Genomic DNA, 10,685 nt, shown 5'->3' with positions numbered 1-10,685 from the left:
ATTGCGCGTCTAACTCATCACTGAAGTAACGAGAATGCGACGCGCAGTTATTCAAGTGTGTTCAAAACCTGTAAGCAAAAAAATAAGAGAAACGCTACAAAATCAACGTTTCTCTTATTTACAATCATGCCGCAGACCGGAATCGAACCGGAATTCAGGTCTGCAAACCTAGAAAAACAGGAGGGTTCAGCACACCTTCTTTTGAGTGTAATCAAAAGTGTAAGCAAATCAGCACTTTGTTTTTTCAAGAAACTGAGCCGGTTCCCATACCTGCATTTCTGCTGATGAATAATCCTTTACATTTCGAGTAATTATTCCATCCATCTCATTTAGTGCTGCTACTGAATACTGTACAGAATCCTCAAAATCGTTCCATTCCAATTCCAGTGCTTTTTGGATTTCTTCCTCCGAAACACCTGCCACGGACACAATCAAAAGCAGTTTTTTCAGAAGCTCTCTTACTGCTGCCTTATCTCTTAAATTCTTATATGCAATGTAGTAAATATCTGTAATTGCTGAAGCTGAAACAAATTCCTGAATATCATCTCTTGCCGATAACTTTAAAACTTCTATCGCTGTTTCGTAAAATGGAGATCGTTTCAACAACACATCCAATATTACATTTGTATCAATCAAGATTCTCATACTTTCCCAGCCTTTCAGCGCGATAATCCTCCAGTGTCATACCCGTGTCCCGAATAACTCCTACTAATGAATCCACTAAAGATTCTATATTGCCACTCTTCTTTAAATTCTCAGAAACTTTCTGTTCCTCAGCAGGTAATACGATGACTTCCACTCGCCTGTTACGCATAGTCTCTGGCAATGGAATCACAGACATCAATTTTTTTGCATCTACAATTTTACGAACAACTTCCATATATATATTACCCCTTTCATTACATATTATATTTCTTTCCTATTACTACTTACAGTATAGCATTCTCACAAAAAATATTCTATAAAATTTGTATAAAGAAAACTATGCGGTGCGTATATATCATATTATCTCTCTATTTATTTAGACTATATTAAGCTAATCTTGAACTAAATAATATTTCTAATATTTTTTACTCTTTCATCTTTCATAATTAATAAAAAGGAGCATGGTTTCTACCCACACTCCTCTGAAAATCCATTTATAAAGAGTTTTCTGCTGGTTGTCAGCCTCGGCATCCAGTTAAGATACCCATAACAACGTGGAAATCATTAAGTCCCCCACGTGGACTACAGCTTTATCCAAGCTGCCAGGCTCGATGTCCAGATAAAACATCTAATGAAATGGAAAGTTACCCTGCTCCATCTGCAACCCAACTTTTAACGATGCTCTTACATCGAGAACATTTCTATTCCTGCTTATAAGTATATTCAATTCAGCGAAAAAAGCAACTCTTTTATACCTCTTTGTGACAATACTCACATTTTATCCACGACCAAATAATCATAAGCAATATTCCGGATATCTTAATTTAATCGCTTCCAAAAAATATTTAGCATATTCGCAGCAGAAAATCTGTCCTACTGTGTATTCTCTACATTCTGCCAACTTAGAATTCACATCCTCCATATCATTTACACTCGGTGTTCCTTCACAATATAGACAAAATGCTAATCTTACAATTCTAATACTCCCGCTCGTCTGCCAGTCTTCACAAAGACATTCTGTTTTAATGCATCCTGTTGCAAAATTATAAATACTGTCTATATTCCTTCGCGTAGTCTCGCTAATTCCCAGACAATATATCAGGGCATGATGATACACCTCCTCATATCTGCATCTTACAATATTATCCAAGAAAAATTTTTCATGTTCGTCATCCACAAATTGTACTTCTTTTAACATTTTGCCTTTCATTCCTATACCCTTCCTTTCCATATAACATTACACAGCATCTTTTTTCTCCACTTCCATATAGATTCTTCCATAATCACTTGCCCCTCCTCTATTGGCATAGAAATCTGACAGGGACAAAATTCTAACATCATTAATATGACTAATGTTTTCAATTATGATCTTTATCTCTTCTCTTTCCTCCATTAATCTGATTTTAATCATTTCCACATTTCTCAACTTTCTTTTTAAAAAGCTGCATCATCAAAGATACAGCTTTCTTTCAATCTACAATACATTTTCTACAGATACATTTGCTCTAACTGCTTTTTTTCAGAATTATATTTATATACATATTTGCTCAAGAGCCCCTCTGTCATCATACTTCTGGTACACTTTAATCGCCATAACAAATCCCTTGGTTGAATACCGTCTACCGAATGTATCATTGCACCATCAACGCTTGGAAATGCCACATAATAATCTCCGCCGGTAAGTTCCGCCAACTCTTCTTGTACGCCCGGATAAAACATCGCAATTGCTCCATTTATCCCACGAACCGTTGTAACCATCGGATTATCATCTTTACCTATTCTGAAATCTTCTTCGGTTCCTGCTGCCATAAATGCTCCTTTAGTGTATGGTGGATTTACAGTATCATCTGGTCTGTAATATATCCGCGGCAATGCATCCATCATCGTATTTCGCATTGCAACTTCCCACAGTTCCTCTTCCGATACATCCCAGTTCTCTACTATCTCTTTTTGACAGAGACACGTATTATAATTATTCTGATCTGCATATAGCAAGATGTAGATTACAAGAGCCATATCCCCCACTCTCTTATATCTGCCAGCCTCTCTATCTGCTGCTGGTATTTTGCCAATTCTCTACGGTATGTATCAGCAATCTGATGGTCAGACAACAACAACTTGTACTCATCTTCCGGAACACTATAATTACCACTCACAATAGAACGACGATGAGGTACCTCTTCTCTACTCGTACCCTTGATTATAGTAGTTGCCTGTATAAGTTGATTATGTTGATTTTGCAGTTCTCTGTAAGAATCCTGTAGACTCCCATACTCCTGTTTCAACTTTTCATAAACATCTATCGCTCTTCTGGCATTACTAAGCTGCTGCCGGAGCATGGTATATTCCTGTCTATCTGCAGATAATGCATTTTGGACATCATCAAGGGCCTGTTTTCCTGTCTTAAGGTCATTCGCATTTTGGTCTAATTCTATATGCTGACGCGAAATTTCCTGCGTAAGCTTGTATATCTCCGTATCCAGGTGATGTCTCTTCTCACCATCCGGATGATAGATATCAATGCCATGATCCCGGGCAATACGTTCCAGTTCTTGTCGTTCGCGCTTCTCCCATAAAATTTGAGCAGTCTGTCTGCCTTCTTTGAAGAATCCCTGTTCGCCCAACGCCCGTACCAGTCCGTTTTGGATACACATCCCTCTGGTATATCCATGTGCCACTGGGATATAGTCCATATGCAGGTGGACTGTAGACTCATCCCGATGCAGATATGCCCCACACAGAAAAAGATTAGGATTACGCTGCTGCCAATTATTATAATATTCTCGGAGACAGGCAATCTCATTGTCTGCCGACAAGCCGGTGTCATTCTTATCTCCAATCTGGATAATCAGCTCATAGGCGGTATGTTTCTTAGCTGATTTCCTAATCTGATTGTAATAATCTCTAATCTTCCTCTCTGGTCTTGACTGACGACGATTGTAATCATCGACTGCAGTCTGGAAAATCTGCTTATAGGCTTCTCGGACAGGAATATCTATCCATGTCTCATTATGATGAACAAGATCCTGCTGTATATGTGGCATCTGACCGGTTGTTCTGGGATTACGCCGGTTATGCTCTCGATTTGCTGCGCTGCCATTATGCACACTCACAGTCTTAGGCATATAGTCACTCTCTCCTTCCCTGCTTCCTCCCGACCGTATCCTCTCTCCAGAGTTCGGTCTCCCAATTCAATGTTTTCTCTGTCAAAAGTAGTAACCCAATACGACTAATGGCAAGCCATTAGTCGCTCAAATCCGGCAGTTACAATCCAAAAAGTCCACTACTTTTCACGCTTAACAATATGCCAAGAATTTACCCAAAAGAAAAAAGCCCTGAAACTGTAAAAGTTCCAAGACCTTTTTCATATATTTTACTCTATTAATGTGTGTTCTTTTCCTAATATATTATTCAACCTTATAATATCCATACTGCTTTGCAAGCTTAACCTTTCCATCTTTCGTTTTCGTTAAGCCGAACACTTTAATTTCATCACCTGGATGCCACTGCTCATCCTTCTTGATTTTTACTTTAATATCATCATTATTTTGATCTGTAAAAATCAAGTAGGATTTTGATACTTTATTTACCTTACCTTCTAACAAGTTTACTTTTTCCTGACTTACAACAGTCCATGGATCGTCTGGTTGTTCTTTGTTATATTTGTATACAGTTGGCATACTTCCACTGAAAAGAAGAATTGTATATGGATTATCAACGTCTTCTTTTATTGACTGATTATCCACATAAATATTTCCCGGATTTACTCCCTCCATCTCATCTGGAGCATCAGCAATATCAGCAGTTCCATCACTGGCTGTACGATTAGGTTCAACATAATCATCTACTTCGTAAAATTCATGATCTTCTTTGTCGTAACCATAATAAGTAGTTTCCTGAGTTTCAAAGTCATAGTGAATAACATATCCATCATTCGGATCATCCTGAGCATAGCATGCAGATGAAATCATCAAGGCACTTATAGTCAACCCTACAACTGCTGTAATTTTTTTATGTTGTCTCAACATAAAACCACCTCTTTCTAAATTTGACAGTTTGTTAAAATATTCCTTTCGCTGCAAAAAAACTGATAGTACTACTTTTATACTTGTTTCTGTTTGGTTATAGAATATCATTATTCTACAATGATGTCAATAAAATCATTCTACATTCATGTAATATATTTATTGACATTTCATGTACATTTATATACTATACTATAAATGGGTAAATCGAAATTTAGCTATAAGAAGGTGATTGTTATAAAACTTAATCGTTTTGAAGTTGTGTCAGGAAAATATATCGAAGAAATTTCAGGTCAATCTCGTATCGGATATTCAATGAGTGATACAACAGACTTTTATGATATGATTGAATGGTCAAAAAAAGGTGGGTATCAAGGTTCAATTATTTCTTTTTATGATTACAATAATGGTAAAATTTATGAACCATTTCAAAAACAGAGGAATGTATTATATGGCCCACCTGTTTATTTAAAGAATTCTTTTTGGTTTTTACAAGGAGATTATAATAGTGGGAAAATTACTCTCTTCAGATATCTTCCAGATAAAATTCCAGAGTTGATTATACAATTTAATATAGCGGATGTAGACCTTTATAATCTGCGTATTATCGGAGAGGATATTTACATTACAAGTGAAGATGATGAGTTTGTCAGCTACTATCCAGAAAGTTTTAGATTTCCCACAACTCCTAATGAGAGTGTACGTATGATAGTAGACGGAAAAGTGTATCTCTCTGCCTGGGTAGAAGAAGGCTGGGACGATGATAACAATTGTGCAACCGAAGAATATAAATATTATGAAAAAATGATTGTAAGAGATTTTAAGGGAAATGTATTATCAGAAACGATTGGTTCCTTACAGCAACACCCAGATGGAACATGGTGGATATCATAGAAATATAATGAAAATAAAATATTAATTGATTGGAGGAATCTTATGAGTGATACATACTATGGTTTATCGAAAATGGAATATAATCTAATGAAATATTTTTGGAACACCAATGCTCCTGTTTCTTTTTCTGAAGTGGAAAAATATTGTAATACGGAATTACATTATGGTTGGGCTCAACCAACTTTACACACTTATTTAACTCGTCTTGTGAAAAAAGGGATTCTTCATTCGGAAGGAAAGGGCTATAAGTGTAAACGTTCCTATTATCCTGAACTTACGGAACAGGAATTAGCACATAAATATGCTACAGATTTTGTAGATAATACTTTCAATGGTTCTATTTCAGATCTGCTGGTTTCATTAACGTACAACACAAAATTGTCAGAGTCAGATATTGAAGAACTGAAAAATATTATTAACAATAATACTTGCGATTAATACTCTGCCAAGAATGAGGTGTGGATTATGAAGAGCCTGATTTTATTATTAATTGCCATGTCTGCCGCCGGAACCTTTCCTTTTATTATTTATATAGCATTATCTACCATTTTTGATAATTATATTTCAGCCAGGTTTCGATATAGATGTTTAAAATATTGTCTGCTTCTTTATTTAGTTCCTTTTCCACTGTTGAAGTATTTTATTTATCATCGGTATTTTAGTACTCCAAAGCCTTTAAATGGAAATGTTGTAATTTCTTTAACCGGAAAAATCGTTCAGACATCTACTGGATTTTATTTAAATTCCGTGGGATCTTTACAGAAAATATTTATAGGATTATGGATTTGTTCCTTAAGTATAATAATTTTTTATAAGGCAATCAATTTTTCCAGATTTCACCGAAAAATTCCACAAAATGTGTTGTCAGATCCTGAAATCATAAAAATCGTAGAAATGTTATCACAGGAAATGCAGTTACAGCACAAAGTTACAGTATATGAGAATAGTTTAGCATCTTCTCCATTTACATATGGTACTTTTCATCCATCTATTGTTTTAACCTCATTATCGGATAAAAATAACTTACCTTTAATCATTCGACATGAGTTGCAACACATAAAATCACACGATTTTCTTTTTCGGCAGCTGGCTTTTCTGGTACTGATGCTACATTGCTATAACCCTTTTGTATACTTTTTCTTTCGCGAGGTAATAGAGGTACAGGAACTTGCTTGTGATGAAAATGTAATGAAATATCTTTCCAGAGAAGAACAAAGATGTTATGGATATCTGTTAATCATGACCGCCGCAAAGGAACGTTCAGAAGTGAAATCCAGAATTACATTAATGTTTTCAAAAAACAACCGGATTTTTCTTAAAAGAAGAGTAAAAAGGATCGGTATTTTTGTTAAGCCTAAAATTGCTTTAAATGTATCAATTATTATCTTTATGATAAGTATTTCCTGTATTCCAGTGTTTGCGTACAATCCTCCTACTGCAGATTTACGTTCTGTTCCATGGACCGGTTTTTTTGATCCTGCCGAAGGAGCTCAGGTATCTGTTTTTGATAATGGGAATGAAATAGAATGTATTACGTTTGAAGACGAAAGCAGTATGATTCCTTCTGACGAAATATATTTCAAAGATACAGAGAACTATTTTATTACAGATAATGGGGATATTATAATTATTGAACCAGGAGATATTCAAACTTATGCTGGCTGTTCTCATATCTTTGTAAACGGTAAGCATAAAAATCATTCTCGTAATAAAAATGGAGGGTGTACTGTAAAAACATATAAAGGAAAAATTTGTACAAAGTGTAATTACACTAAAGATTTTTCACTTGACAGCACCGTAATATATTCACCTTGTCCACATTAACCAATATATTAGCTATAGATTTTCCATTCCACAAAGGACACATAGACGAATTTTCTTAGCATTAATTATAGAATATTTCTGACATGGACTATGTAATATCCGCGGAAAGCCCAAGCTGCAGTATTGCTTCCCAACAGGACGAAACAGGAGAACTGAACCGCACAAGTAATTCTTTTTTTACGGTCAAGTACTCTGCCTATAAACATACAGAGTACTATCGACAGACAGAAAATTCACCCATATTCTATTTTACTAAAGGGGCTGTCGGTTAATTGAACTGCTCCCTCCTAAGTGACAAGTTTTTATTATTTCACTTGTTTACCTAGAAGGGTACATATTCATTAACCGATAGCCCCTTTCCTTTAATAAAAAAAATTTTAAAGTATTTGCAAGAATCCAAACTGAAATCCGTACTTATATAGTGAAAGGAGGAAATGAATGGAAGACAGAAAAATCATTGAGCTATATAATTATAGATCTGAAAATGCATTGATAGAAACAGATAAAAAGTATGGAAAAATTGTAACTTTTTTAATCTGTAAATTAATAAAGAATACTTTAGATGTTGAAGAATGTAGAAATGATACATATTTAGGAGCCTGGATGACAATTCCGCCTATAATACCGGATAATTTGAAAGCTTATCTTTTAAAGATTGCAAGGAATCAAGCATTAAAAAAATATGAATATATTCATGCTGCCAAAAGAGATATAGATAAGTGTGTGCCGTATGAGGAGCTAAGTAATTATTTAGCAAAAGAGTATATGGATGATTGGAGGGAGAATGAATTAAAAGAACAAATTGATATTTTCATGACATCTTTATCAAAATCTCACCGTCAGATTTTTATATTGAGATATTGGTATTTCATGCCGGTAAAAGAAATTGCAAAATGCACTAATATGAGCATAAGTAAAGTGGAATCCATTTTATTTAGAACAAGGAAAAAGTTAAAAAAACAATTAACGGAAAGGAAATATTTATGAAGACAAATATTTTTTATGCAATGAATGAGATAGATGATAAATACATCTTGGAAGCAGCACAATGTTTGGAACATAAAAACACAGGTAGAAATTATCGGTTAAATAGGGACAAATGTCTCAATAATAAATGGATGACTCATATTGTGGCTGCAATACTGATTATTGTATTTGTTTTTACAACGGGCAGTATTATTAATACGACTACACATGGAAAAATAGTTCAATGGATCACTCAGTTGTTTGGAGCTGAAATAGTTACAAGAGAAAATAGATCATTAATCGGAAAAGAAATAAATGATAATTCTGTTCCGGAAGTTACTTATAGTGGAGAAAGATGTATAAAACAAATAGATAAAAACCCTATAGATAACAGTAACATTATAAAAGGTGTTGCAAATGAAAATATTGTTTTACCTTCATCTATTTCTGAATTTGAAGTAAAAAATGAAGTGACGCCTGAAATTATTATGACTAATGGAAGCATGGCAGTATTTTATGTGAATAATTACAAAGGATGGAATTGCAAAGAAGGCGATACTTTAACATTTTCTTTTGAAAAATATAAATCAGAAACAGTTCAAAAACAGACATTTGTTATAGGTTATATCCGTGATGGAATTATGTATGAAGGGGAGAGCATGAGAAATATAGTCGGAAGTTACACATTAACTATCAAAGAGGATGGTGAATACAATTTATATATTATTAGTTCAACTTCTGATTATTTGACAATAAAACAAGGCATTATTAATCATGAAAGAAAGAAGGAAGATTGAAGTGAAGAAAAAAAAGATTCGTAGATGCATATTTGCACTATGGTGTATATTAGCCATTATTTTTCTTATAGCTGTAAATATATATAATGGAAATGAAAAAGCGGAGAATGTTATTTCGGATCTGGTACGAATATACATAGGTGCATCATTTATAATAATAGGAATAATATATAAATTAGGTAAAAATAAATAATGGAAATTTTCAAAAGGGCCGCCCTGAAAACTCGTTTGTAAAAAGCAGATTATGAATGATGATTTGACCTTTAGCCCTGTTCAATACAGCACTGAAGAAAGAATTAAAGGTAACAAAACACAAGGATTTCGGAGTATTCCTCTTACTCCGCAGGCACAGGAAATTATCACTAAAACATTGAAATTAAATCCTGATGGTGATTTTCTTTTTATGAAAGATGGACAGCCCATTTATGCTGATTCTTTTAACGAACATCTTAAAAATAAAGTATGCAAACCATTGAATATTCCTTATCGTTCCAGTCATCAGATCAGATTTACGATTACAACTATGCTTTACGAAGTTGGCGTTCCACTCAATCAGTTATCTACCATGCTAGGACATTCTGAAACGCGCACTACGTTACATTATATTCGGCAGCAGTCTGTTGATCCAAAATCAAGCACAATTATGATTAATACTTTGGACACAGATCTTTCAGACAGCAAACCGGCTAATCCATAATAAAAAATCCCCTGCTCAAATTGCGACAAACAATGAGCAGGGGAAAATAAAAGTGTAATCAAAATATTTAATAACGAAAAATGCGAGAAACATTGAAAAATCAACATTTCTCGCATCTCATAATCATGCCGCAGACCGGAATCGAACCGGTACGGGTATCACTACCCACGGGATTTTAAGTCCCGGGCGTCTGCCAGTTCCGCCACTGCGGCATATGGAACCTATAGGGCTCGAACCTATGACCCTCTGCTTGTAAGGCAGATGCTCTCCCAGCTGAGCTAAGATTCCATATACTTATGCAATTTACCAAACTCGTCAGCAAATTGCTAACGACCCAGAAGAGACTCGAACTCTCGACCTTCGCCGTGACAGGGCGACGCTCTAACCAACTGAGCCACTGGGCCAAAATAATTTAAAAATGGACCTTCGGGGACTCGAACCCAGGACCGACCGGTTATGAGCCGGTTGCTCTAACCAACTGAGCTAAAGGTCCAAAAAGCCGATGATCGGACTCGAACCGATAACCTGCTGATTACAAATCAGCTGCTCTGCCAATTGAGCCACATCGGCATGTTGTAACAGAATCAAGCCTCAAAAATCACATTTCCATTATTCAAATGACTCCAAGGGGATTTGAACCCCTGTTACCGCCGTGAAAGGGCGGTGTCTTAACCGCTTGACCATGGAGCCAAAACTCCCCCTGTTGGACTCGAACCAACGACACTGCGGTTAACAGCCGCATGCTCTACCGACTGAGCTAAGGAGGAATAAAGGTTTTGCACCTTCAAAACTACATACATGTTGACATTTCCTTGAGATTCATTCTTCCTGCGATTC

The 10,685-nt window shown here is 35.5% G+C and carries 14 protein-coding genes and 7 tRNA genes; 7 read left to right on the top strand and 14 right to left on the bottom strand.

Going from position 1 to position 10,685, the window contains the following annotated elements; all coding sequences use genetic code 11:
- Nucleotides 1-228: 228 nt before the first annotated feature.
- From G4417_RS15920 to G4417_RS15890, 7 genes are all read right to left on the bottom strand, one after another.
- Nucleotides 229-645, bottom strand: coding sequence for a PIN domain-containing protein (locus G4417_RS15920; RefSeq protein ID WP_025581012.1), 417 nt, complete (start codon nucleotides 643-645; stop codon nucleotides 229-231).
- Nucleotides 629-880 (bottom strand): hypothetical protein, encoded by a 252-nt coding sequence (locus G4417_RS15915; RefSeq protein ID WP_025581010.1) that lies wholly within the window; start codon nucleotides 878-880, stop codon nucleotides 629-631. Before G4417_RS15915 ends, G4417_RS15920 begins: the two co-directional genes overlap by 17 nt.
- Before the next feature lie 561 nt (nucleotides 881-1,441).
- Nucleotides 1,442-1,876 carry a DUF6075 family protein gene (locus tag G4417_RS15910; protein WP_173684175.1) on the bottom strand — a complete coding sequence of 145 codons (435 nt, stop codon included), beginning with the start codon at nucleotides 1,874-1,876 and terminating at the stop codon, nucleotides 1,442-1,444.
- Between the two features lie 6 nt (nucleotides 1,877-1,882).
- Nucleotides 1,883-2,056: a hypothetical protein gene (locus tag G4417_RS15905; protein ID WP_173684174.1), complete on the bottom strand. Its 174-nt coding sequence runs from the start codon at nucleotides 2,054-2,056 to the stop codon at nucleotides 1,883-1,885.
- Between the two features lie 77 nt (nucleotides 2,057-2,133).
- Nucleotides 2,134-2,661, bottom strand: coding sequence for a DUF5688 family protein (locus G4417_RS15900; protein WP_173684173.1), 528 nt, complete (start codon nucleotides 2,659-2,661; stop codon nucleotides 2,134-2,136).
- Nucleotides 2,649-3,770, bottom strand: a complete 1,122-nt coding sequence (locus G4417_RS15895) for a plasmid recombination protein (protein ID WP_025581006.1) — start codon at nucleotides 3,768-3,770, stop codon at nucleotides 2,649-2,651. Before G4417_RS15895 ends, G4417_RS15900 begins: the two co-directional genes overlap by 13 nt.
- Nucleotides 3,771-4,052: 282 nt before the next feature.
- A complete protein-coding gene (locus G4417_RS15890) occupies nucleotides 4,053-4,727 on the bottom strand; it encodes a hypothetical protein (RefSeq protein ID WP_173717702.1) in 675 nt (224 codons plus the stop codon).
- 141 nt (nucleotides 4,728-4,868) lie between these two features.
- Here G4417_RS15890 and G4417_RS15885 point away from each other — a divergent pair, with 141 nt between their 5' ends.
- The 7 genes from G4417_RS15885 (at nucleotide 4,869) to G4417_RS15855 (ending at nucleotide 9,848) form a co-directional block, all read left to right on the top strand.
- Entirely contained in the window at nucleotides 4,869-5,564 is a 696-nt protein-coding gene (locus G4417_RS15885; RefSeq protein ID WP_118614275.1) for a hypothetical protein, read from the top strand.
- A 42-nt stretch (nucleotides 5,565-5,606) separates the two neighbouring features.
- The gene (locus G4417_RS15880; protein ID WP_117676707.1) at nucleotides 5,607-6,002 is read left to right on the top strand and encodes a BlaI/MecI/CopY family transcriptional regulator; all 396 of its coding nucleotides are present in this window, start codon (nucleotides 5,607-5,609) and stop codon (nucleotides 6,000-6,002) included.
- 27 nt (nucleotides 6,003-6,029) lie between these two features.
- On the top strand, nucleotides 6,030-7,388 hold the full coding sequence (locus G4417_RS15875) for a M56 family metallopeptidase (RefSeq protein ID WP_118670191.1): 1,359 nt from the start codon (nucleotides 6,030-6,032) through the stop codon (nucleotides 7,386-7,388).
- A 438-nt stretch (nucleotides 7,389-7,826) separates the two neighbouring features.
- Nucleotides 7,827-8,375: an RNA polymerase sigma factor gene (locus tag G4417_RS15870; RefSeq protein ID WP_025581000.1), complete on the top strand. Its 549-nt coding sequence runs from the start codon at nucleotides 7,827-7,829 to the stop codon at nucleotides 8,373-8,375.
- Nucleotides 8,372-9,151 (top strand): hypothetical protein, encoded by a 780-nt coding sequence (locus G4417_RS15865; protein ID WP_173684171.1) that lies wholly within the window; start codon nucleotides 8,372-8,374, stop codon nucleotides 9,149-9,151. Before G4417_RS15870 ends, G4417_RS15865 begins: the two co-directional genes overlap by 4 nt.
- 1 nt (nucleotide 9,152) lies before the next feature.
- A complete protein-coding gene (locus tag G4417_RS15860) occupies nucleotides 9,153-9,344 on the top strand; it encodes a hypothetical protein (RefSeq protein ID WP_025580998.1) in 192 nt (63 codons plus the stop codon).
- A gap of 51 nt (nucleotides 9,345-9,395) precedes the next feature.
- Nucleotides 9,396-9,848 (top strand): tyrosine-type recombinase/integrase, encoded by a 453-nt coding sequence (locus G4417_RS15855; protein ID WP_173684170.1) that lies wholly within the window; start codon nucleotides 9,396-9,398, stop codon nucleotides 9,846-9,848.
- A gap of 126 nt (nucleotides 9,849-9,974) precedes the next feature.
- Here G4417_RS15855 and G4417_RS15850 read toward each other — a convergent pair.
- From G4417_RS15850 to G4417_RS15820, 7 genes are all read right to left on the bottom strand, one after another.
- A tRNA-Leu gene (locus G4417_RS15850) sits at nucleotides 9,975-10,060 on the bottom strand.
- Between the two features lie 3 nt (nucleotides 10,061-10,063).
- Nucleotides 10,064-10,136: transfer RNA gene (locus tag G4417_RS15845), tRNA-Val, on the bottom strand.
- 42 nt (nucleotides 10,137-10,178) lie between these two features.
- A tRNA-Asp gene (locus G4417_RS15840) sits at nucleotides 10,179-10,252 on the bottom strand.
- A 15-nt stretch (nucleotides 10,253-10,267) separates the two neighbouring features.
- Nucleotides 10,268-10,341: transfer RNA gene (locus G4417_RS15835), tRNA-Ile, on the bottom strand.
- A gap of 4 nt (nucleotides 10,342-10,345) precedes the next feature.
- Nucleotides 10,346-10,418: transfer RNA gene (locus G4417_RS15830), tRNA-Thr, on the bottom strand.
- Between the two features lie 48 nt (nucleotides 10,419-10,466).
- Nucleotides 10,467-10,538: transfer RNA gene (locus G4417_RS15825), tRNA-Glu, on the bottom strand.
- A gap of 4 nt (nucleotides 10,539-10,542) precedes the next feature.
- Nucleotides 10,543-10,615: transfer RNA gene (locus G4417_RS15820), tRNA-Asn, on the bottom strand.
- Nucleotides 10,616-10,685: the final 70 nt, after the last annotated feature.

The sequence above is a fragment of the Blautia wexlerae genome (assembly GCF_013300825.1).
GTDB lineage: Bacteria > Bacillota > Clostridia > Lachnospirales > Lachnospiraceae > Blautia_A > Blautia_A wexlerae_B.
Note: the sequence above shows the minus strand (reverse complement) of the source record. Positions and strands in the feature narration are given on the sequence as shown.

Excerpts from the sequence above, each read along its gene's own strand:
- G4417_RS15855 (WP_173684170.1), top strand. The coding sequence starts at position 9,396 with ATGAATGATGATTTGACCTTTAGCCCTGTTCAATACAGCACTGAAGAA.
- G4417_RS15900 (WP_173684173.1), bottom strand. The coding sequence starts at position 2,661 with ATGGCTCTTGTAATCTACATCTTGCTATATGCAGATCAGAATAATTAT.
- G4417_RS15920 (WP_025581012.1), bottom strand. The coding sequence starts at position 645 with ATGAGAATCTTGATTGATACAAATGTAATATTGGATGTGTTGTTGAAA.
- G4417_RS15905 (WP_173684174.1), bottom strand. The coding sequence starts at position 2,056 with ATGATTAAAATCAGATTAATGGAGGAAAGAGAAGAGATAAAGATCATA.
- G4417_RS15875 (WP_118670191.1), top strand. The coding sequence starts at position 6,030 with ATGAAGAGCCTGATTTTATTATTAATTGCCATGTCTGCCGCCGGAACC.
- G4417_RS15915 (WP_025581010.1), bottom strand. The coding sequence starts at position 880 with ATGGAAGTTGTTCGTAAAATTGTAGATGCAAAAAAATTGATGTCTGTG.
- G4417_RS15865 (WP_173684171.1), top strand. The coding sequence starts at position 8,372 with ATGAAGACAAATATTTTTTATGCAATGAATGAGATAGATGATAAATAC.
- G4417_RS15895 (WP_025581006.1), bottom strand. The coding sequence starts at position 3,770 with ATGCCTAAGACTGTGAGTGTGCATAATGGCAGCGCAGCAAATCGAGAG.
- G4417_RS15910 (WP_173684175.1), bottom strand. The coding sequence starts at position 1,876 with ATGGAAAGGAAGGGTATAGGAATGAAAGGCAAAATGTTAAAAGAAGTA.
- G4417_RS15870 (WP_025581000.1), top strand. The coding sequence starts at position 7,827 with ATGGAAGACAGAAAAATCATTGAGCTATATAATTATAGATCTGAAAAT.
- G4417_RS15880 (WP_117676707.1), top strand. The coding sequence starts at position 5,607 with ATGAGTGATACATACTATGGTTTATCGAAAATGGAATATAATCTAATG.
- G4417_RS15885 (WP_118614275.1), top strand. The coding sequence starts at position 4,869 with ATGGGTAAATCGAAATTTAGCTATAAGAAGGTGATTGTTATAAAACTT.